The following is a 21,071-nucleotide window of genomic DNA, read 5'->3' as shown; positions in this document are numbered from 1 at the left end:
AAGCTCACCGGGCTTGATGGCAACTTGCTCCGGGCCGCCGTGCGGGTCGGCCGCGTCCACGCCTGCCTGCACGATTGTGTCGAAGGACATGTGCATGACGCCCTCCTTCATCATGGCGTATTCAATCTCAGCCACCACGCCTTGTTCGGTGATGCCGGTCTTCAGCGCGTTGAAGCCGGCGGTAAACGCGCGGTCTGCTTGGCGGCCGGCTTCTGCCATCTGGGCGATCTCCGCCGGCGTCTTGATCAACTGCAGGCCCTCAATGAAGCGGCTGGCATCGGCGGGAAACGCGGCCTGAGGGAACTCGCGCATGATCGCCTCAAACTTGAATACAGCGAGGTCATCCTTTTCAATCCCCCATTGAAGTGGCTGCGGGCTGCGCTTTTTGATCTCATCGGCGATCAGCGCAAACGGGTCTTCTTGGTCCAAGTAGCCGGCGACGGCGTAAGGCCAGCCCGTTTTCTTGACGGCCTCGATGGAAAGGGCCGGGACGAACAGTAGCGGCTCCTGGTCAGGAAAGACAAACAGACCGGTGACGCGCTCCTCGGGATCGGAGAAGAAACCGGTGAAGTAGTTGATATTGGTGAAGTTACTGATGTAGGCAACATCGAGATTCTCGGCTTGCACCCAGTGCTGAAGTTGGGTCAGATGTTCGTTCATGGTGAGACCTCCTAAAGGTATTTTGGCCTAGTTAGTATATCATAGGCGCGGTCTGTCAGCTTTCTGAAAAGACCTCATGAAAATTACCGTGAAAAATTCAGTAAAACGCTTGCATTGTTGATTTACTTTTGCTACAGTAGGTTGGAAATTAAACGCAGGCCAAACGCCTGTGTGAGGAGAGAATCGAAATGGAAAAACAAACAATCACGATTTATGACGTTGCCCGCGAGGCCGGTGTCAGTATGGCGACTGTATCACGGGTCGTCAACGGGAACCCGAATGTGAAGCCGGCGACCCGGAAAAAGGTCCTGGAAGTCATCGACAAGTTGGACTATCGGCCAAACGCGGTTGCCCGCGGGTTAGCTTCAAAAAAAGACGACCACGGTCGGGGTCATCATCCCGGATGTCACTAATATGTTCTTCTCCAGCCTGGCGCGGGGGATCGACGATGTGGCCACCATGTATAAGTACAACATCATCCTGGCTAACTCGGATGAGAATTCCCAAAAAGAGGTCCAGGTCCTCAACACCTTGCTGGCCAAGCAGGTCGATGGGCTGATCTACATGGGCAACGATATCTCTGACAACATTCGTCAGGAATTCTCCCGCAGCAAGACGCCCATCGTCTTGGCGGGTTCAGTGGACCCAGACGAGCAGGTGGGCTCGGTCAACATTGACTACGTGGCCGCAGTGGAAGCTGCCACGACTCAACTGATCAACGCCGGCTCCAAGCAGGTCGCACTGGTCACCGGACCCCTGAACCAGCCGATTAATGGGCAGTACCGGCTGAAAGGTTACAAGCAGGCTTTGGAAAAGGCTGGTCTGGCCTACGACGAAAGTTTTGTCTTTGAAACTGAGACCAGCTATCACGCCGGTCTTTCCCTGTTCAATCAGTTGCAAAAGGCCGGTGCGAACGCGGCCGTTGTCGGTGACGATGAAGTGGCTGTCGGGGTGCTGGATGGTGCCCTTGATGCTGGCGTCAAGGTTCCGGCTGATTTCCAGCTCATCACTTCTAACAACACGAAGCTGACGGAAATGGCGCGGCCGCAGTTGACCTCGATCGATCAGCCGCTGTACGACATTGGTGCCGTGGCGATGCGCCTGCTCACCAAGATGATGAACAAGGAAGATATTGACGAAAAGACGATTCGCCTAGGCTTTGATATCACGACCCGCAAGTCGACGCGCTAATCACGCGTTCAACTTCAAAGCACCCCGCAGCCAGAATTTTCTGGCTGCGGGGTGCTTTTTTGGTGGTTTATTTTTCCGCTGGTGGTGCGGAACTGCTGGCAGCGCTGCTCCTTGCTTCACTGCTGGAGCTGCTCGACGCGCTTGAGGCACTTGATGAACTTGAAGAGCCGGCCGCAGTAGGCTTGTCGGCCTTGCCAGTGCCGCTAAGGCCCGCCCAGAAATCAGCGTAGTTCTTGGCCGTGCCGCCGATGCCAAATTGAGCTTGCGTGACGCCAGGGGTGTAATTGTTGTACAGACTAGTGGTGGTCGCGCCGCTCAAGTTGATGGTCGAGCCACCAATGGTGACCTTACCGTTTTTCTCACCAGTTCTGCTGTTGACCGCCACGGCGCGCACGCCACTAGGCTCAGTCATGGCATCATTGACTTTAAATTGCTGGGGGATGTAGCGGTAAGCCGCGTTCGCCAACGCTGCCCAGTAGCGTTGGTTAATGGCGGAGCTGTTTGAGTTCATCACGTGGTTGGCGCCGTTTTCGTTGTCGTAGCCCATCCAGCTGGCCATCGTGATGCCAGGCGTCGAGCCGATGAACCAGAGGTCCTTATAATCATTCGAGGTCCCGGTTTTCCCAAACAGGTTGGTTGCGTTAAAGGCGACGTTGCTGCCGGCCGTGATCCCGGTCCCGGACGTGACAGTTTGGTGAAGCATTTGACTGATGATGTAGCTCGTGGCTTTGGAAAATACCTGACGCGGCTGCTGCTTGTGCTGATAAACGACCTTGCCAGTGGGATCGACGATTTTGTCGATGACGTATGGGGTCACGCTGGTGCCGCCGCGGGCAAACGTCGCGAAGGCGCCAGCCGCTTCCTGGACCGTTTCGCCGTATTTCGCTCCGCCCAGGGCCAGCCCCAAGTTTGCGTAGTCGTCGTCCGTCAGGCTGGTGACACCCATTTTCTGCATGTACGACTTGACGTTGACCTTCTTCATGACCTCGTTATACAGGTTTACGGCAGGGATGTTGTAGGAGTTCTTTAACGCCGTGGTGGCGTCGACGAATTTATTTAAAATCACGCCGCCGTAATCGGTGACGGAGTAGCCGGAAAAGTTGGTCTTAAAATCGGCAATCATGGTTTTGGAACCAATGAGGTGATTTTCGATTGCCGGGCCGTATACCACCGTCGGTTTGATCGAGGACCCGGGGCTGCGCTTGGTGTAAATATGGTTGACTTCGCCGGCAGTGCCGCCGACAAAACCGAGGATCGCACCGGTCTGGTTGTCCAGCAGCACGGTCCCATTTTGCACGGGCTGGCGCACCTGCGAGTAGCCGCCGGTGGTCGGGTTTCTGACGACGCTCGTGTAGGTCGCCCCAAAGCTGCCTCTGTACTGCTCGACCACGCCCTGCATGGCGTCGTACACCTGCTTGTTGATCGTTGAGTGCACCCGGTAGCCGCGAGTCGTGAGCTGCTGGCTTGCCTCTTTTTCGTAGGTGCCTTTAAGGCGGCATTCTTGTTCAGGTCAGTGGTCGTGTGACCATCAGCTTTGGCTAGCTGGCGACCCAAGATAGTCTGCGCTTCCGCTTCGACGGTATTATAGACATAACCGGAAGACTGATTGGCAGTGCTGGCGTTACCGGGCTTTAAAAAGGCGGCCTTTAAGTCAAAGGTGCGAGCCTCTTGATACTGCTTGTCCGTGATGGTCCCGGCGCGGTACATCCGGAACAGGACGGTTTTTTTTGCCGGTTCAGTCCAGGGTTCAAGTCGTGCTTGAATGCGCCGGTATTGGTGTACGGCGTATAGGCGGACGGGCTTTGCGGCAGTCCCGCGATAAAGGCACTTTCGGCCAGGTTCAAGTCCTTGGCGTTCTTGCCAAACAACCCTTGGGCAGCGGTTTGCACGCCGGCAATGTTTTGCCCATTATGATTGCGGCCGAGCGTGATGATGTTGAGGTACTCCTCCAGGATCTGCTGTTTGGAGTAGTACTTATTTAAGCGCAGCGCCAGCATAATCTCGGTCGCCTTGCGTTTAAAGGTCGTCTGCGAGTTGAGAAACTGCAGTTTGACGACCTGCTGGGTCAGCGTTGAGCCTCCGGTCTGGCCGCCTAAGCCGGTCAGCTCGGTGATGACTGCCCGGACCAGCGCCTTGGGCACGACGCCTTTATTGGTCCAAAAATCCTCGTCTTCGGTGCTGACAATGGCTTTTTGCAACCACGGTGAGACGTTTTCGAGGGTCGTGGTGTCGCGAAGCAGGTCACTTTTGACCGGGCCGATTTCGACGTTATTGGCGTAGTACAGGCGCGTGGAGGTTTCAACGTTGTTCAGCGTGCGGGTCATCACGGCCTTGGCGGGAACAGTCGTGTTATCCACGATTGAGGCAAAGTAGCCGCCCAGCAGACCAATCCCGAACGCGCCGGCAATGATGGCAAAGCCAACGCCGTAGTAGATCAGCGATTTAATGGTGCGCAGGGCCGTTTGAAGGTAAAGCGGCCAGGTCTGCCGAGTCAGTTTCGGTAGTGGCTCACGTTTCGATTGCTGGCTGCCTGCGCGGCGGTTTTTAGTCACTGTTTCTTCCCCCCTGTGATCAGTTGCGAATACTTGGTGGTATTATACCCCAAAAACTGAACCGGTGTTTTGGCTGCGTGATAGACTACTGGTAAGACACTTTTGGGAGGCACGGCATGTACAACACGATTTTGTTTGACGTGGATGACACACTACTGGATTTTAAGGCCGGCGAGTTGATCTGCTTGGAGCAGACGATCAAAGCGCTGGGTATTCAATACACACCAGCGCTTGAGGCGCGTTACTTGACCATCAACGCTGGCCTGTGGGAGGCGTTTGAAGCCGGGAAGATCCCCCGTGACCAAATCTTCACCCGGCGCTTCACGCAGTTGTTTGCCGAGCTCAAGGTGGACGCGGACGGACTGGCGGCCGAGAAAAGTTACCACAAACGGCTCGATCAGCAGGCCATTGTGCTGCCGCACGTCCCTGAGACGCTGGAGGCACTCCGCGATTATCGCCTGTACATCGTGTCCAACGGCATCGAGCCGGTCCAGCACGCGCGGCTGACGAAAGCCAAACTGATCGATTACTTTGCCGATATTTTTGTCTCTGATGTGATTGGCGCGCCTAAGCCCACGGTGGCCTTCTTCGATTACGTCACCAAACGGATCCCCCACTTCAATGCCAGACAGACGCTGATTGTTGGCGATTCCCTGACATCTGACGTGCAGGGCGGCTTAAACGCCAAAATCGACTCGGTGTGGTTTAATCCCCATCTGTTGCCCAACCGCACGACGATCACGCCGGTTTACCAGCTCAGCGAGTTTTCCGATTTGACCAAAATTGTCGCCGAATAAAAATCAGGCCTGTGCGGCGTGTTGCTCGCACAGGCCTGATTTTTCAGCGGCGGCGCAGGGTCCCGTCGTGAAACTGCTGCTCACCGTTGGCGGTGTCCAGGATGATCGCCCCGTCGTCAGCAAACCCGACTAGGCGGCCGACGGTGACGTGTGCCGGTTCACTCAGTGTCACCAATTCGCCGAGCCAGGCGGCGTGGGCCCGAAAGGCCGGCATGATCAGGTGAGCCTGGCGAAGCAGCGAATCGAAGTGAGCCGCCCACTGCGCCACCAATGCGGCCTTGGTGGCGTCATCTGGAATCGCCGGAAGGAGACTGCCGATGGGTTGGCCCGGGGCCGCCAATTGGCGCTTAGGGTCAGGTGCCAGATTGATGCCAATGCCGACGATGAGGTGCGGGCAATTTCCTGAGACTGCCTGCGCCAAAATGCCGGCGACTTTGCCGCTGGCGTTGATCAGGTCGTTGACCCACTTGAGCTGGGTTGGCACGTCTAGTGCGGAGGTGACCGCCGCTTGCAGGGCGACCCCAGCCGCTGGGGTGACGAGTCCCTGCGGGGTGGCGGCTGGCAGGGTGAACACTGCCGTCCAGTACAGTCCCGTGGCTGCCGGTGACACAAACGTCCGGCCGCGGCGGCGATGCCGGCGGTTTGGGCGCTGGCAACTAGCAGCAAGGGCAGTTGCGGATCAGATTCTAGCTGGCGCGCCGCTTCAAGGTTGGTGGAATCGATGCGATCAAAAACTTGCAGGCCGGCCCGCCATTTTTCTGGCAGCTGGTTTTGCAGTGCTTGGGTGAGAGCCATACTTTCCTCCGGCAAAAAAGCCGCGGCCATTGCGCGGCTTTTTATTTCTACTTGGCCAACCGACTGATGCGTCGGCGTAAATGGCCACGGCTTGAATCAGACTATCGATCGACATGTACTCATTGGCCTGATGCATGACGTTTTCTGCGTCTGGCATCAGCGCCCCAAAGGCAACCCCGCGCTTGATGATCCGGCCGTATGTCCCACCGCCGATCACCTGCTCGTGGCCAGGCTGGCCGGTGTGCTTTTCATAGACATCGAGCAGGGTCTTGACCAGCGGATCGTCGCTGGGAACGTAATGTGGGGCCTGGGCGTGGCCCGAAACCTCAACAGACACATTGGCTGCGCCTAAGGTCTTGGTGATGGCCGCAATGATCTGATCTGGCGTGACACCTTGCGGGTACCGGACGTTGAGCATCACGCTTTGCTCGCCATTCGGGCTGTAGGCGAACAGGTCCGGGCTGGCGGTCAGCTCGCCCATCAGGTTGTCCGTGTGATTGATGCCCAGCAGGTGGCCGCGGGAGTCCTCGTGCATATGCGCGGCAATCGCCTGGACATAGGCGTGGCCTGCCGGATCTAGGTCAAGGTCGGCAAGCAAGGCAGCCAGGTGCGTTGCGGCGTTGATGCCGTCCTTTGGTTCCTGCGCATGGGCGCCCTTCCCTATTAGGGTGATCGCAATGCCATCTGCAGTTGGTTCGCTGGAGACGGTAATGCCTGGCTGCTGATCCTTTTTGCTGATCAGTGACGCCAAATCCGCTGGGACCTTTCCGCTGAGCGTTGCAGTGGCGCTTTGCGGCACCATGTTGACGCGCAGCCCGGCGGTGAACTTAGTCAAAGTCAGCGCACTCGGAGCTGCCGGCTGCGGTTTGAAGGTGATGGCAAAGGTCGCAATGCCTTTTTCGCCGTTGATGATGGGAAACTCCGCGTCAGGGGAGAAGCCAAAATCGGGCGTCGGCTCTTTTTCTAAGTAGCGGTTGATCCCGACCCAGGCGGATTCCTCGTCGGTGCCGATGATAAAATGGATCCGTTTATTCACAGGCAGCCCCATATCACGCACCATTTTCAACGCGTAGTAGGCGGCGATGCTCGGCCCTTTGTCGTCCGACGAACCGCGGGCGTAAAGCCGCCCGTTTTTCTCCACGGGCGTGAACGGATCGGTGTCCCAGCCAGGGCCGGCGGGAACGACATCCATGTGGCCAAACAATCCGAAGATCTCGTCGCCGGTGCCGTACGCAATGCGGCCGGCGACGTTATCGACGTTTAATGTGTCAAAGCCGTCGCGCTTGGCAATCGCCAACATGGCCTGCAGCGCTTGGCGGGGCCGGGGCCAAGGGGAAACTCGTCTGTTTGGTGTGCAACGTCTCGAGAAGAATCAATTGCGAGCAGTGTTTTGAGGTCCGACAGCAGCTGTGGGCGGATCTTTTCAGCTTCGTCTTGCCAGTTGGTCATGGTCATCCCTGCTTTCTATAGTTGATTAATTAAACCATATCATATCGATGAGCGCCGGCACCAACAAAAACTATCCGAGAATCGGCAGGTTCAGCAAATCGGATTTGGGCGTCAAGCGGAGGGCAACGGCGGTCGCAGGCAAAGGCGGCGTGTGCGGACTCAGCTGTAAGCTGCTGATGGGGGACCTCAGCAGACACTGGGAAAGCTTGAGCCAGCCGGCAGCGATGTGGATCCACGTTGTGTTGCCGGCTTGATGCACAGCGTCGATCGTGATTGGTGAGTTGTTCAAGGCCAGTGTGCTGCGGCCGCTTTCGGCGTTTGGACTGGGGTGCACCGCAACGGCTAACCGCTTGGTGTGGATCCAGGCCCTTTGGCCGATCAGTTGGTTAAGCGTGCCGGCCTGCGGGGCCAAGGCAACGGTCAGAGCCGGCACAAATTGGTTCTGACTGATCTGGTAATAGGTGCCCGCCTTGCCTTCAACGGCTTTGGTGACTTCAAAGGCGGCACGGGCCGGTACCGTTTTGCCGGTCGGCGTCGGGGTGTAGGGATTTCTGACGATTGGCAAGGCGGCACTGGAGACGTTGGTCGCCAGTCCTTCCTTGTGCACCGTGACTGCGTCCGCTTTCAGTTCCGCGTACTGGTGGGCAATGGCCGGATAATTGGTCACGACGCCATCAATGTTGAGGTTGGCCAGCCACTGCCACTTGGCAGGCGTTTCTGTCATTTCATCCCAGGCGTAAACTTTCTGGTTGACCGCGTGCAGCGAGCTGACCAGCTGAGGCGTCAGGAGGTCGGTCGAGATGTCGACCCCGTTGACATACTGAAACACCGAGTAGTTAATGCGCTTTAGCGAGCCGACGATGAAAAGGCGCGGACACTCGGGCAGGACCTTCTGCAGGCGTTTTAAACTGCTCAGCGAAAACGAGTGAAACATGACGCGCTTTTGCATGCCGTACTGGTTCACCAGATCCGCGATTTTCTGTTCCAACTGCGGATGGGGGACACCTTTTTTTAATTTTCGTTTCAATCAGGAACTTTTGGTTGCCGTGTTGATAATGGGTAAAGAGTTCCTGGAGGCTGTGAACGGCCTCGCCATTTTTGGTATGATAACCTTGCAATGTCGCGTAGGGCGTCTGCGCGATTTCGGCGCTCACCCCGGTCGTCCGCAGAGTGTTGGGGTCGTGCTGAATGACCACCACGCCGTCTGCCGATTCCCACACGTCGAGCTCGACGTATTGGGCGCCGTCTTGGAAGGCCAGGTCATCGCTTTGAAAGGTTTCTTCAGGCGCTTTCAGTGGGTCGCCTCGGTGGCCGATGACGACAAAACCGGTCAGCAGCAAGTACAGGCTGCAAAGTAATGCAGCCAGAGACCATCTCGACATCACGCGCCACTCCTTTCGGTTACTAATAAAAAAACTTTAGCACACTTTATCAACAAGTGTGTGACTTGGCGAGGAGGAAACCATGGAACAACAAGATTATCAAACGTTTGATCTGATTCAGGAGATCACGCTGAACGACGGGTCCACCTACCTGGAACTTGGAAACGTCATGATGAACGGGCGTGCGGAAAAAGCGGCGATTAAGGGCCTGATCAAACAGGTTCGCATTCTGCAGCTCAATATCCCACATTCAAATGCTGTCCGCGTTTATGAGGCATACATTAACTCGCATTACCAGTTTCCGCCGTTTGACATTCAGCAGTGGGAAGTCTGGGATAAGCCGGCTGGGCCGGTGAAGGATGCGTATGAAGAAATTTTGCAGCAAAATCATATCGGGTAAGCAGTGGCGCTGGCTCTTGCCCATCCTGGCTTTTTTGCTGGTATTCGGTTTGTGTGCGTTTGATGCGCCGCTCTACACTCAGCCGGTGGTGCGCGTGACTTTCGTAAACAATGATCGCGCGCAGCGGGCGGTGGACAATTTTGACAACGTCGATCATACGACGAAACAGCACATCACTGGGCAACTACTTAACACCAGCAGGCGTGGGCATCTGGTCCGTTTTGGCAACACGTTCTCGGCTTCTGGGGCGATGGATGCGCGTTTGCGCACAGGGCAATCAGTTTTTGTCCAACGGCAAAACGGCGGTTATCAGATGTTGGACGTCAAGCGCGACGGCGTGGTGCTGGGCCTGCTTGCGGCGACGCTGGTTTTGATGGCGCTGGTCGTGAAGCGGCGCGTCTGGCTGACGTTCGGCAGTTTGTTTGCCAATGTGCTCTTACTGCTTGTCACGCTTCACCTGGAAACTTCGCCGGCCAATCAGCAGCTGGCGTACTTGTTGTTCTCCTGTATGGCGGTGTTATTTACGCTGGTCACCACGGTGTTCATCGCCGGGTTTTCCCGGCAGGCGGCAGTGATCGCCACGGCTACCATTGGCGCGACTGGGCTGGCGGTCGCCTTGGGCTATGCGCTCTTCAGCCTGACGAATTACCGCGACCTGCACATTGAGGCGATGAATTACGTGACGCAGGTGCCCCAGCTGCTATTTTTCGTCCAAATCATTATCGGGTCGCTCGGCGCGGTATTGGATGAAAGTAACGATATTGCCGTGGCGGTGATGCAGCTGCCGCACGACCCCAAGCGCGGTTCAAGGCCGGAATGGCGATTGGGCGCAACGTGATGGGTCCGCTGATCGCCGTGCTGTTCATGATCTTCATTGCGGACACCTTCAGTGAAAGCATTCTGTGGCTGCGCAATGACAATGCGCTGACGCAGACGTTTATCTGGGTGATGGGCCTGGGCTTTGCCCAAGCGCTGGTTTCGGCCTTTGGCATTGTCCTGGCAGTGCCGCTGACGGCCGGTCTGGCCACCATTGCCGGCAAGGGGGCAGCTGATGAGCACATTTGAAGCATTACTTCTCGCACTGCTGATTTTGATGCTGTTAGTTGGCGGCAAGCAAGGATTCAGCAATTTTATGGCGCTTTTGATTAATTTAGTCCTGATGGTTTTGGCGGTGATCCTGATCGCCGGTGGGTTTAATGCGATCGGCGTGGCCGTGGTCATTGCCTTTATCGTTCTGGCCACCACCATTTTCCTGTCGACCGCAGACAGCAATGTGGCGGCGACCGCGTTTGTCGCATCGCTGCTGGTGACCGTGCTGGTGCTGGCGGTGATCGTGATCGGCGTGAGCCTCGCCCATGTTCAAGGCTTTGGGACTGAAGACTCTGAAGAGCTGGAAGGGTACAACCTGCTGATTGGGGTCTCCTTCCAGAATATCCTGATCGCGACCGCTCTATTCTCTACGCTGGGCGCGATTGCTGAGGCCGCCGTGGCGGTGGCCGCGGGCATGGCCGAGCTCGGCGGTCACGCCACCGCGCAAGGGCTGACCAAAATGAGTGGCGAGATCATTGGCACCGCGCTGAATACGCTGTTTTTCGGCTTCTTCGGCGGTTTTGCGGGCCTGTTTATCTGGTTCACCCAGTTGAAGTACCCGTTCTGGCAGGTGCTGAACAACAAGATCTTCGCCGGCGAGCTGATTCAGGTCTTATTTTCAATGATTGCCGTCACGCTGACCGTGCCGCTCACCATGTGGGTCGTGAAAACGAGAGAGAAAGGAAACCACGCTTGAACTACTTTATTGCGGATACGCACTTTTTCATGCTGACTTGCTCGGCAACAACCAGTTTGCCCCTCGCCTGTTTGACTCGGTGGCGGCGATGAACCAGGCGATGATCAACGCTTGGAATGCCCGCGTTGATGACGACAATGACCGGGTTTACCACCTGGGTGACATTGCCATGAATCCCAAGGCGATGCCCACCGAGGCGGATGTTCTGGCCATTTTGAGCCAGCTGCACGGCCAGATCGATTTCATCAAGGGTAACCACGACTACCAGGCGCGGTTCAAATTTCTGCACAAAAATGATCCTGGGTGGCACGGTCAGCCCAAGTTTTTATTCCATTCAGTGGGGACCATCATCAAGGACGATCACACCCAGTTCATCATGACGCACTACCCGATGATGCTGGGCATCACGAAGCAGACCCTGAACCTGCATGGCCACATTCATCACAGCATGATGCCGATTGCCGAGGACATCAATGTTGGGGTGGATGCGCCAGAGCGGGAGCTGGTGCCGGCCGTCGCGGCGTTGCTTGGGGCAGTCCCTTGAGCGCCAGTGAGATTCACGCGCTGTTCACTGCCAAGCAGGCCTTCTTAAAAGCCCACGCCAATGGCTCTGATGATAATTAGAGAAGTTCACATTGATTTCTAACCGTTTTCCTAGTAGACTAGAAGCATCAGAAATGGGGGCGACGGGGATGAATCAGCAGGTCACCAGTGAATTGCAGGCGCTGCGGCGCACCGTGTTGACGCTCGCGCCAAAAGCCGAGGCAGCCCAGGCCAACGCGTTGTTGACGCTGGGGTTTCGCAAGCTAGCACAGGGGGACTTCTCGAAGGATTATTTGGAATTCAGTTTCTGGCCGCAGCTGGCACTGCTTTTGCCGGAGAAAGAGCAGCCAAAACTCAAGGCTGCGTTTGCAAAACTTGAACAACCGCAGTGAGGCGCCGCATTTGTTGACGCCTTTTTCGTTACCGCAAGGCGCGTGTTATACTAGTACTTATCAAAAGTGCAAGGAGGATGGCCATGGCAGAGCGAACGGTAAAAGAGCGGCCAGAGCATAAGCCGGCCGAACCGATTGTCGAGATCCTGCAGGTGGCGCCCGACATGATCATAGTCGGTGGCCGGCGGTATCAGCTGGTGCTTGATCACAAACAGGCCTTTGACAAGGATAAGTTTGCCGAGCGCTATATGGACATTCTCGACAAGTATGACTACATTGTCGGCGACTGGGGCTATGAGCAGCTGCGCCTGCGCGGTTTTTATCAAAACGACAATCCGCGGGCCAGCAAGGATCAACTGATTTCGACCCTTGAGGACTACCTGTACGAGTATTGCAATTTTGGGTGTGCTTATTTCGTGCTGGAGCGCCTTGATGCACCGATTGCGAAACCGCACCGCAGAAGTCGTGGGGCGCATCACCGCACCAGCCGTAAGCCTTACACAGAAAAAAACGAGTCACCAGCCGACCATCGATGGCGGCAAGGCCGAAACCGTGGCCAAAAATAAACCGCGCAAGCGTCACTTTACGATCCGCACGCGCGAGTCGAATGAGGAGTAGGAGTCATTTTGAGTTATCAGGGTTACATGATCGATCTGGACGGGACGATGTATCGCGGCAAGGAGCGCATCCCGGAGGCCAAGGCCTTCGTCGAGCGCCTCCAGGCCAAGCACATCCCGTTTTTATTTTTGACGAATAACACAACGAAATCACCGGCTGATGTGTGCTGGAACCTGGCGCATAATCACGACGTCCACGCCGATCCCAGCCAGGTCTACACCCCGGCTTTGGCGACGGCGAGCTGGATCCAGCAAGCCAACGGCGGGGATTGCAGTGGCAAGTCTGTCTATGCCATTGGTGAGCTGGGCCTTAAGCAGGCGCTGCTCGATGTCGGCCTGCGCTTCAACGAGGTCGATCCGGATTACGTGGTGGTGGGGCTGGACTACGACGTTACTTACCACAAGTTTGAGCTGGCCACGTTGGCGATTCAGCGCGGTGCGATGTTCATCGGCACCAACGCGGACACAAACCTGCCAAACGAGCGCGGCCACGTCCCCGGTGCCGGTTCGGTGATTGCCTTGGTCGAGCGCAGCACCCAGCAAAAAGCCTTTTACATTGGTAAGCCTGAGCGCATCATCATGGACCAGGCCCTGCATAAAATGAACATGCGTGCCGACCAGGTCGTGATGGTGGGGGACAACTACAACACTGACATCAAGGCCGGCATTAACGCGGGCGTCGACACGCTGCTGGTGTACACTGGCATCTCCACTCGCGAGCAGGTCAAGGCTCAGACGGTGCAACCGACGCATCAGGTGGCAAGCCTGGCAGACTGGGAGGTCTGATCAATGAAACGAGTTGGCCAAAGCCTGCTTTTGTGGCTGTTTGTGATCAGCGCCGCCGTGTGGGCAACGGTGCTGCTGACCTACTTGCTGTATCCACTGTTTATTCACTTTGAAGACCTTGGCGGTGTGGCCAACATGAGTGCGGGCCGTCTGTACCATAATTACCTGCGGCTGATGGCATACTTGCAGGTGCCGGGCATGTCCTTCGACCTACCGGACTTTCGCTGGTCTGCCAGCGGCGCCCAGCACTTCGCGGATGTGAAGCACCTGTTTATCCTCGCCATCGTGGTGTTTCTGATCACAGTGGTCCCGGCAGTGCGGCTTTTGGCGCGCATGCGGCGGACACACACCCGCTGGCTGCTGGTCCGTCAGGCCTCGGTCGGCGCCCTGGTGCCGGTAATCCTGGGGGTGCTCATGGCCGTTAACTTCAATGAAGTCTTCATCACGTTTCATCATCTGCTGTTTCGTAATGCCGACTGGTTGTTTGACCCCGCGGTCGATCCCATCATCAATGTGCTGCCAGAGGAGTTCTTCGCGGCGTGCTTTGCACTGGCACTGATTCTCTTTGAGCTCGCGATGGTCTGGGCCATTGTCAGTGGGCGCCGCGATGCGCGCATGCAGCAATGATCTTTTCGAGGCTGAGACACAAAGCGGTTTTAGCCCAAAACGCAGGCGTCCCTGCATCACGATTCGCACTTCGAATCGCGATGCAGGGGCGTTTGCGTGTCTGGGCGTTGCTTTGTGGAACGCGACTAGATTAATTATGCCTCACCCTGTTTTTTCATACCCTACAAAGAAAATTTTTGCTTACTATTAAAATTCGATATGAATATAAAAAAACGGTGGTATATTAAAGCTGATTATGAGGAGGCGATTAAAATGTTAGCGGTTACGGGATTGACCTTTGCGTTCAAACGCAAGCCCATTTTGGATGACGTCAGCTTCACGCTGACAGACGGGCAAATCACCGGGCTAGTGGCGCCCAACGGTACTGGGAAGACCACGTTGCTGCGCTTGCTGTGCGGCCTGCTGCCGGTCGGCCAGGCACACGTTTTAGTGAATGGCATCGACCAGCGGCAAAAACACACGCAGTTTCTCAAACAGCTCTTTTTCCTGGAAAGCTCGTCCAATTTATACCCTGATCTGACAGTGCAAGACCACTTGCTGTACGTTAAGCGGGTGTGGCAATCGCCGGTCGACATTGGCGAAACCGTCGCCTCGCTGGGCATGCAGAGCTACGCCAAAACGCGCATCAAGCGGCTTTCCCTGGGGATGAAGCAACATGCGCTCCTGGCGATGTACATTGTTAGCAATGCCCAGACGATGCTGATCGACGAGCCCCTAAACGGCCTTGATCCCAGCAGTATCCAGCAGTTTGAAGCCATGTTTCGCCAGCTGCGCGAGGAAGGCAAGACGCTTTTGGTGTCGTCTCATCAGATGGACAGCGTGGGCCGGGTGTGCGATCAAGTCTTCTTTTTGAAGAATCAAAAGCTTGACGCGCTACCCAACGATGGCCAGGACATGATGGCGGAGTACACGACGCGCTTCTTAACGGAGGCGTCGTGATGTTCGCGCAGCTGAAGTTCGACCTCAAGAAGAACCTGTTTAGCAGCACCAATGCAGTGGTATACGTGGCCTTTATGCTGCTGCTGTTGACCACTTTTTCCTGGCGCTTGATCAAACCGATAGCACGGCTCGCGAAGTCGACGGCGCTTATCAGGCCGCGTTGCAGTCCGTGACTGGCACAATCAAGACGCTGGAAAAAGATCACGCAAAGACCGCCAAGCAAACGGCGCAATTAAACCAGAAGTACACGCAGCGCGACTATCTTCAGGAGATTATGACGCTCAATGCAAGCGTGAGCAGTCCGGTGCCGATGAACACGCCGACGGAGCTGGACCAGGCGCTGTTGAAGTACGCGCGCTATAACCTCAAAAAAACTCGGCAGGGCCAAACAGATGGCCTGGTCTTGATCGATCACCCCGATCGGCCCACTGACCCAACCCTTTTAGGCCAGCAGAAGGAAGTAACGTTTTACCGGTACTTGGCCTTACATCATTTGCGTGAACTGCCCCTGACTCAAACCGATGTCCCGGCGGCCGCGTACTTGCCGTTCCAGTTTCTCCGGCATGTGTCGCCGCTGTTGATCCTGGGCGTGTTTGCGCTACAGCTCGGGCAGCTGTTCACTACGGAAAAGCGGACCGGCACCATTCGGTTTATGAATAATTTGCCGGTCAACAAGCTTGCGCTGCTGACGGCGCGAATGGGGACTGTCTTGGTGTTGACGCTCCCACTGTTCGGGCTCGCACTGTTGACGGTGTATCTGATTGTCGGCTTTAAATTTGGCTGGGGCAACTGGCAGTACCCACTGGTGTACTCGCCTGATGGGCGGCACGTGGCGATCATGACAATGGCGAAGTTCATGGGGCTGCTCATCCTGATCCTGTTGGCCGCGGTCTTGTTCATGATGATGCTGAGCGCGCTGGTCAGTTTGTTCAGCGGTAACTTCGGCGTGAATCTGGCCGTTTGTGCGGCAGTGCTGCTGTTTGGGACAAACCAGGTGGCCGGATCGTCAGTGGGCCGCGGGGTGGCGCGTTGGCTGCCAAGCGGGTATTTTGATTTCAGCGGCGTGATCACACATCAAACCGCGTGGCCAATTCTCAGCATTGCCGGCGGCATCGTAGTTCTGCTTGCTTGGGCCGCGGCTTTGTACGGCCTGTGTGCGGTGATCGTCAGCCGGCGCCAGCGGCTATAAGGGGGAGCAGAGATGAAAGGACAAGTGATCCTGGAACTGAAGAAACAGCCGTGGCTCTTGCACCTCTTCTGGCTGATCATGCTCGTAGCGGTCATGGGGACCTTGGGCGTTGGCTGGGAAAACCACCTGCAACGGCATGGTGTGGGTTACCCAGAAACCGGGTTTAAAACCGACTGGGACAAGGCCACGACGGCCGGTGAAGCCGCTTGGAATATGCGCTACTTGGAACATGACATCAAGGCTGATACAAAAGCGGCTGCCAAGTTGCCTGCGGTCCAGCAGGGTGATAACAAGGCGCAAGCGCTGATGGAAACCATGCTGGCCGATTATCAAAAACGCGACTATCGGCACCTGAATCAGGCCATCCTGAAGGCCGCTCAAGAAGATCCGCAGGCAGTGAAAAGTATTGAAGAGCTCAATTATCTCAGCCCCAATACTGACGAACTGATCGCGCTGATGCGTTACATGGTCAAGCACCTGCCGAACCGCCTGATTCAAGTTGACGCGATGACATCAGTGACTGGTAATTTTGCCGCGATTTTCGGCCTTCAAAATTACTTCTCCGCTAGCAATGGTAAGGATGCAGAGGTGTTGACTGCACTTCTGCTGATCATGGGCCTCACGCTGTTTTGTTACGTCTATTTTCAGGACCGTCGGCTGACAACAGATACGATGATGCGCACTGCGCCAGTTTCGGGGATGAAGCAGGCGCTGATCCGCGGCGGGGTGACGCTGGGGCTGATCAACCTGATTTTACTGATTGCGGTCGTCAGCACGCTGCTTGCCATGAGTCTGCTGCCGGGCCATGAATTCGGTACGTGGCTGCAGCCACTGGTCTACACGCTGAACAGTCATGTCGGCACAACGTCGCTGGCGCAGGCCTTGGGTCAAGAATGGCTGATGATCAATCTGTGGTGGCTGGTGTTTGCCGGGCTGGCGTTTTGCCTCAGTCTGGTCAGCCGCAACCTGCTGGTGGGGATGTTGGTACTTGCGGTAGTGGCGTTCGCCAATCGCTTGCAGCTGTTGGGGCTGATTGATCCGGCACTGCGGACCTATGTGCCGAGTGCGCACACCGTTTTTCCTAACCTCATCTTGCACTCGGGCAGCTACGGTGAGGTGGCCTTCGGTACTGTGGTCGTAACCTTTGTGGCCTGGATCTTGGCCTTATTTATCTGTGGGGGCTTGATCCAGATGGCGCGGCAGCGGTTACGTTTTGCGGCAGCACGATAAAAAAACGGGTTCGCCTTATGTTGAGGCGAACCGTTTTTAACGGTTTAGGCAGCAGTTTTACGGCTGCGCAATGCCGTGATCAGCATCGGAATCAGGGAGATCACGACGATGCCGATTACGACCAGCGAGAAGTGCGCTTTGACGAATGGCTGGTTGCCGAAGAAGAACCCGGCCACGCAGCACATGGTCACCCAGAGAAACCCGCCGAGCAGATTGTAATGGATGAATTTCCCGTAGTGCATGTTGGAGCCGCCCGCCACGAATGGGGCAAAGGTCCGCACCAGCGGCATGAAGCGGGCAATGGCGATGGTTTTCCCGCCGTGGCGGTTGAAGAAGGCCTCGGCGGACTTTAACTTTTCGCGGTTGATCAGGCGGCCGAAGCGCGAGCTGTTCGAGGCGGCCAGACCTAGGTGGCGACCGATTTCGTAGTTGACGGTGTCGCCGATGACGGCGGCCGCCAAGAACACGGCGAACAGGAGCCAAACGTTCAGACCGTAAATCTCATTGGCGGCCAGGGCGCAGGCGGCGAAAAGCAACGAATCGCCCGGCAAAAACGGGAAAATGACTAATCCCGTTTCGATGAAAATCATGACGAACAGGATCAAGTAAGTCCAGTTGCCAAAGCTGTTGACGATTGTCACGAGATGCGTGTCGATGTGCAAGATAAAGTCGATCAGTTGGGTCATCGTTGTCCTCCGTTTACGAGTTTCAGTTGCGATAATTATACGGGGTCATCGGCTGGTAAAACGCCCGCTTAGGAGAACTTTAATAATTGTCGTCTTCCAGCTCCGGGTGGGCGTGGGCGAGTCGACTGGCTGCCGCGGCGGCAATTGCCCCCACGATATCGTCTAAGAAGGTATGGATAATTCCCGGCTCATGGGCGTTGAGCTTGGCCAAAATGCCCGGCTTGACGCGGTCGATGTAGCCGTAATTGGTGAAGCCGATCGACCCATATACGTTAACAATCGAGAAGGCCAGAATCTCATCGACACCATACAGACCTTCGTCTTCTTCAATAATGTGCTGAAGCGGCTGGTCGAGCTTGCCGGCCTCGGCCAGCTTGTCCAGCTGGATGCCCGTCATCACGGCATTTTGCACCTCACGTTTACGGAGCACAATCATGACGCTTTCCGTGGCGTCTTCTAGGGTGAGGCCGGGGATGAACTTGGCCTGTAAAAACATCACCAGTTCGCCGATGGCCTGCGGTTCCACGCCGCGTTCGTGCAGTAGGGCCAGTGTGTGTTCGTAAAGCTTCTGTTCATTCGTGACACTTTGTTGATCTGCCATAAAAATTACCTCTTTTTAATGGTAAAGCTGAGAGCTGTGCAGGGCCTGACGCCGGTCGGGATACAAGAAGCTCAGCGCCTCGTTGACCGCAATCGGCGCTTCACCGAAGCCGCTGGCGATCAGGTCGAGCTTGCCGGGGTAGCTTGCCGCGTCGCCGATCGCATAGATACCTTCACGGCTGGTTTGCATTTGCGAGTTGACTTGAATCTTGCCGCGGTCGAGCGTCACGTCCCAGTTGCGCAGCTGCCGATTTTCACTCATGAACCCGTAGTTAACAAGCAGTTTGTCTACGGTTAGGCTTTCCGTATGGTCACCGCGGACCTCTTTCAACCGGACCTCGATTTGGTGATTGGCGGCAGCGTCGACGCTTTCAATCAAAAATGGGGTGTGGAGTTGCACTGGACTCTGCTGGAGCTGATCGACACTGGATTCGAGTCCACGGAACTGATTGCGCCGGTGAATGAGGTCCACGTGCTGGGCGCGAGGCGCGAGTGCTAGGGCCCAGTCAATGGCCGAATCGCCACCGCCGGCAATGGCGACCTTTTGATTGTCAAAATCGGCCAGGTCGCGAACAAAGTAGAACACGTTCTGGTCGTCGAGCGCAGGGTCGTAGTCGACGGCGAGCCGCCGCGGCGTGAAGGCACCGCCCCCAGTCGCGATAATCACAGTTTTGGTGGCAATGACGCCTTGGCTGGTGGTCAGCAAAAAAGTCCCGTCTTCTTGGCGGTCGATGGTTTCAACAGTGCGGCCGGTCATGATCGTGGGATGGAAGTGGGAGACTTGCTGCTGCAGCTGACTGATTAGATCTGCGCCGCTAATGCCGGGTACGCCGCCAATGTCATAAAGAATCTTGGCGGGATACAGATTGCCAGTTTGGCCGCCGAGGTTTGCCAGGCTTTCCACTAGCGCAACGTCTGCACTGTGCAGACCTGCATAAAAAGCGGCGAACATGCCGACTGGCCCGCCGCCGATCACTGTAACTTCATATGTATGAGATGCCATTATTGTTCCTCGTTTCATCAAAAGAATTAACAGGCTAACCCTATCATATTTTGGCCTGCTCAACCACGTCCAGACTTTGGCCTGTGGTATACTACTGCCAACATGAAAAATAGGAGGCAGTTATGTATCCACAACTTGAGTTAGGCGATTTTACCGGGCAGCGCGCAATCATGAAAACCAGTCTGGGCACCATTACGTTTGCTTTGTTTCCGGAGCAGGCCCCGAAAGCGGTTGAAAATTTCGTGGGGCTCGCCATTCGCGGTTACTACGATGGCATTACTTTTCATCGTGTGATTCCAGACTTTATGATCCAGGGCGGGGACCCAACAGGTACTGGTGCTGGTGGTGAAAGCATTTGGGACAAGCCTTTTGAAGATGAATTCAGTGCGCATTTGTTTAATCTGAAGGGGGCTTTGTCGATGGCCAACGCGGGGCCCAACACGAACGGTAGTCAGTTCTTTGTGGTTTCTAACGAGCATTTAAATCCGCAGATGAAAGCTCAAATGCCAGCGGCTGGCTACCCCGAGGAAATCATTAAAGCCTATGCGCAAGGCGGCACCCCGTGGCTCGATGGCCACCATACTGTTTTTGGCCAAGTGATCGAGGGCATGGATGTCGTCGAGGCAATCAGCAAGGTCAAAACCACGGCCGACAAGCTAATACGGCAGTGACGATTGAATCTGTTGAGATTGCCTAGGCTTATTTGAGCCGGGAGTTTTAATTCTTTATAATGACAAGGTGACTATCAATAGAAATGAAGTGACAAGTTGAATTATCGAATTGGCGATATTGTAACCGGCAAGGTAACTGGCATCCAGCCTTATGGCGTGTTTGTTTTGTTGGATGACCGGCATCAAGGTCTGATTCATATCTCAGAGTGCCAGCACGGGTTTGTGAAGGCACTCGACGAATTATTTAAGGTGGGTCAGCGGGTCTCGGTGATTATTTTGGATATCGACGAGTTTTCCGGCAAAATTAGTTTGTCGGTGCGAGCATTACAGCCCGATCCGGCCATGACAACTTACCGCCATCGCAAACATTACTGGACGAATCGTAAAGTTCATGCCGGTTTAAACCCATTGCTGACCACCTCGATGGCTGGGTTGCGGAGTATTCGCACATATTAGACGCGCACACGATTAAGTAATCGTGTGCTTTTTTCGAATAATCGCGGGTACGCATAATTATTCGTTCGGGTAATTGACCGAATTGGGGCTTATTACGACTAAATTTGGCCGGTGTTTTTCGGCGTTGATTCTTTTTTTCACGAAAAAGTAAATTTGTGTTGACGCTAGGGGCTTAAGGCTGGTAAGATATTTGTTGTTGTCAAACGGGCAGGCCATTCCGGCCGGTCATCGCATTCGGTGATGTTGAATATTTATTCACATTGAAAATTCGGGTTTGACATCAATCTGCTGCTAAGATATACTATCAAAGTTGCCTTAAC

21 protein-coding genes and 6 pseudogenes are annotated in these 21,071 nt (G+C 55.6%); 17 read left to right on the top strand and 10 right to left on the bottom strand.

Translation table 11 applies throughout. The annotated features are described in order from the left end of the window. A partial coding sequence (locus tag JCM13995_RS08330; protein WP_156314387.1) for a M24 family metallopeptidase occupies positions 1-660 on the bottom strand: 660 nt, incomplete at its 3' end. Between the two features lie 188 nt (positions 661-848). Between JCM13995_RS08330 and ccpA the strand changes: the two are divergent. After that, a pseudogene (gene ccpA / locus JCM13995_RS08325) lies at positions 849-1,851 on the top strand (catabolite control protein A). 67 nt (positions 1,852-1,918) lie between these two features. Here the strand turns inward: ccpA and JCM13995_RS08320 are convergent. Together JCM13995_RS08320 and JCM13995_RS08315 are read right to left on the bottom strand one after the other, a co-directional pair. Next, positions 1,919-3,286, bottom strand: a complete 1,368-nt coding sequence (locus JCM13995_RS08320; protein ID WP_054664531.1) for a transglycosylase domain-containing protein — start codon at positions 3,284-3,286, stop codon at positions 1,919-1,921. Between the two features lie 211 nt (positions 3,287-3,497). After that, positions 3,498-4,403 carry a biosynthetic peptidoglycan transglycosylase gene (locus JCM13995_RS08315; protein WP_054664527.1) on the bottom strand — a complete coding sequence of 302 codons (906 nt, stop codon included), beginning with the start codon at positions 4,401-4,403 and terminating at the stop codon, positions 3,498-3,500. Between the two features lie 116 nt (positions 4,404-4,519). On the opposite strand from JCM13995_RS08315, the gene JCM13995_RS08310 reads away from it, so the two are divergent. After that, positions 4,520-5,200 carry a YjjG family noncanonical pyrimidine nucleotidase gene (locus JCM13995_RS08310; RefSeq protein ID WP_054664524.1) on the top strand — a complete coding sequence of 227 codons (681 nt, stop codon included), beginning with the start codon at positions 4,520-4,522 and terminating at the stop codon, positions 5,198-5,200. 43 nt (positions 5,201-5,243) lie between these two features. Here the strand turns inward: JCM13995_RS08310 and JCM13995_RS08305 are convergent. From JCM13995_RS08305 to JCM13995_RS17735, 4 genes and pseudogenes are all read right to left on the bottom strand, one after another. Further along, positions 5,244-5,816: pseudogene (locus tag JCM13995_RS08305) on the bottom strand (biotin--[acetyl-CoA-carboxylase] ligase); the annotation flags it as partial. Between the two features lie 246 nt (positions 5,817-6,062). After that, positions 6,063-7,450, bottom strand: a pseudogene (gene pepV, locus JCM13995_RS08300) (dipeptidase PepV); the annotation flags it as partial. Positions 7,451-7,514: 64 nt separating this feature from the next. Beyond that, positions 7,515-8,432: a glycerophosphodiester phosphodiesterase gene (locus tag JCM13995_RS08295; protein ID WP_054664517.1), complete on the bottom strand. Its 918-nt coding sequence runs from the start codon at positions 8,430-8,432 to the stop codon at positions 7,515-7,517. A 79-nt stretch (positions 8,433-8,511) separates the two neighbouring features. Then, a pseudogene (locus tag JCM13995_RS17735) lies at positions 8,512-8,826 on the bottom strand (glycerophosphodiester phosphodiesterase); the annotation flags it as partial. A gap of 82 nt (positions 8,827-8,908) precedes the next feature. On the opposite strand from JCM13995_RS17735, the gene JCM13995_RS08285 reads away from it, so the two are divergent. The 13 genes and pseudogenes from JCM13995_RS08285 to JCM13995_RS08235 all read left to right on the top strand — a co-directional run bounded on the left by JCM13995_RS08285 (position 8,909) and on the right by JCM13995_RS08235 (position 17,335). Then, positions 8,909-9,226 (top strand): hypothetical protein, encoded by a 318-nt coding sequence (locus JCM13995_RS08285; protein WP_054664511.1) that lies wholly within the window; start codon positions 8,909-8,911, stop codon positions 9,224-9,226. Between the two features lie 16 nt (positions 9,227-9,242). Further along, entirely contained in the window at positions 9,243-10,064 is an 822-nt protein-coding gene (locus JCM13995_RS17000) for a YibE/F family protein (protein WP_263849625.1), read from the top strand. Further along, complete coding sequence (locus tag JCM13995_RS16995) at positions 10,043-10,291, top strand: YibE/F family protein (RefSeq protein ID WP_263849624.1); 249 nt, start codon at positions 10,043-10,045, stop codon at positions 10,289-10,291. The genes JCM13995_RS17000 and JCM13995_RS16995 overlap by 22 nt, the downstream gene beginning before the upstream one ends. Then, entirely contained in the window at positions 10,278-11,012 is a 735-nt protein-coding gene (locus JCM13995_RS08275) for a YibE/F family protein (protein ID WP_054664508.1), read from the top strand. The genes JCM13995_RS16995 and JCM13995_RS08275 overlap by 14 nt, the downstream gene beginning before the upstream one ends. Beyond that, positions 11,009-11,636: pseudogene (locus JCM13995_RS08270) on the top strand (metallophosphatase). Before JCM13995_RS08275 ends, JCM13995_RS08270 begins: the two are co-directional and overlap by 4 nt. Before the next feature lie 53 nt (positions 11,637-11,689). Further along, positions 11,690-11,947: a hypothetical protein gene (locus JCM13995_RS08265; protein WP_156314386.1), complete on the top strand. Its 258-nt coding sequence runs from the start codon at positions 11,690-11,692 to the stop codon at positions 11,945-11,947. Positions 11,948-12,030: 83 nt separating this feature from the next. Continuing rightward, complete coding sequence (locus tag JCM13995_RS08260) at positions 12,031-12,513, top strand: YutD family protein (protein WP_439645211.1); 483 nt, start codon at positions 12,031-12,033, stop codon at positions 12,511-12,513. Positions 12,514-12,573: 60 nt separating this feature from the next. Next, positions 12,574-13,350, top strand: a complete 777-nt coding sequence (locus tag JCM13995_RS08255; protein ID WP_156314385.1) for a TIGR01457 family HAD-type hydrolase — start codon at positions 12,574-12,576, stop codon at positions 13,348-13,350. Positions 13,351-13,353: 3 nt separating this feature from the next. After that, complete coding sequence (locus JCM13995_RS08250; protein WP_054664502.1) at positions 13,354-13,977, top strand: TIGR01906 family membrane protein; 624 nt, start codon at positions 13,354-13,356, stop codon at positions 13,975-13,977. A 252-nt stretch (positions 13,978-14,229) separates the two neighbouring features. Further along, entirely contained in the window at positions 14,230-14,916 is a 687-nt protein-coding gene (locus JCM13995_RS08245) for an ABC transporter ATP-binding protein (RefSeq protein WP_054664498.1), read from the top strand. Further along, positions 14,916-15,089, top strand: coding sequence for a hypothetical protein (locus JCM13995_RS14470; protein WP_156314384.1), 174 nt, complete (start codon positions 14,916-14,918; stop codon positions 15,087-15,089). The genes JCM13995_RS08245 and JCM13995_RS14470 overlap by 1 nt, the downstream gene beginning before the upstream one ends. After that, on the top strand, positions 15,086-16,105 hold the full coding sequence (locus tag JCM13995_RS08240; RefSeq protein ID WP_054664495.1) for an ABC-2 transporter permease: 1,020 nt from the start codon (positions 15,086-15,088) through the stop codon (positions 16,103-16,105). Before JCM13995_RS14470 ends, JCM13995_RS08240 begins: the two co-directional genes overlap by 4 nt. Before the next feature lie 12 nt (positions 16,106-16,117). Next, positions 16,118-17,335 carry a hypothetical protein gene (locus tag JCM13995_RS08235; protein WP_054664490.1) on the top strand — a complete coding sequence of 406 codons (1,218 nt, stop codon included), beginning with the start codon at positions 16,118-16,120 and terminating at the stop codon, positions 17,333-17,335. 44 nt (positions 17,336-17,379) lie between these two features. Here JCM13995_RS08235 and JCM13995_RS08230 read toward each other — a convergent pair whose 3' ends face one another. The 3 genes from JCM13995_RS08230 to JCM13995_RS08220 all read right to left on the bottom strand — a co-directional run bounded on the left by JCM13995_RS08230 (position 17,380) and on the right by JCM13995_RS08220 (position 19,627). Further along, on the bottom strand, positions 17,380-18,021 hold the full coding sequence (locus tag JCM13995_RS08230; RefSeq protein WP_054664486.1) for a VTT domain-containing protein: 642 nt from the start codon (positions 18,019-18,021) through the stop codon (positions 17,380-17,382). Positions 18,022-18,100: 79 nt separating this feature from the next. Next, complete coding sequence (locus JCM13995_RS08225; RefSeq protein ID WP_054664483.1) at positions 18,101-18,622, bottom strand: phosphatidylglycerophosphatase A family protein; 522 nt, start codon at positions 18,620-18,622, stop codon at positions 18,101-18,103. A 15-nt stretch (positions 18,623-18,637) separates the two neighbouring features. After that, the gene (locus JCM13995_RS08220) at positions 18,638-19,627 is read right to left on the bottom strand and encodes an NAD(P)/FAD-dependent oxidoreductase (RefSeq protein WP_420843312.1); all 990 of its coding nucleotides are present in this window, start codon (positions 19,625-19,627) and stop codon (positions 18,638-18,640) included. Positions 19,628-19,746: 119 nt separating this feature from the next. Here JCM13995_RS08220 and JCM13995_RS08215 point away from each other — a divergent pair, with 119 nt between their 5' ends. Beyond that, on the top strand, positions 19,747-20,295 hold the full coding sequence (locus tag JCM13995_RS08215; RefSeq protein ID WP_054664473.1) for a peptidylprolyl isomerase: 549 nt from the start codon (positions 19,747-19,749) through the stop codon (positions 20,293-20,295). A gap of 96 nt (positions 20,296-20,391) precedes the next feature. Further along, positions 20,392-20,771 (top strand): annotated as a pseudogene (locus JCM13995_RS08210) (CvfD/Ygs/GSP13 family RNA-binding post-transcriptional regulator). Positions 20,772-21,071: the final 300 nt, after the last annotated feature.

This window comes from Lacticaseibacillus camelliae DSM 22697 = JCM 13995, from assembly GCF_001311195.1.
In the GTDB taxonomy this organism is placed as follows: Bacteria; Bacillota; Bacilli; order Lactobacillales; family Lactobacillaceae; genus Lacticaseibacillus; species Lacticaseibacillus camelliae.
This window is presented reverse-complemented; position numbering and strand designations above follow the sequence as displayed.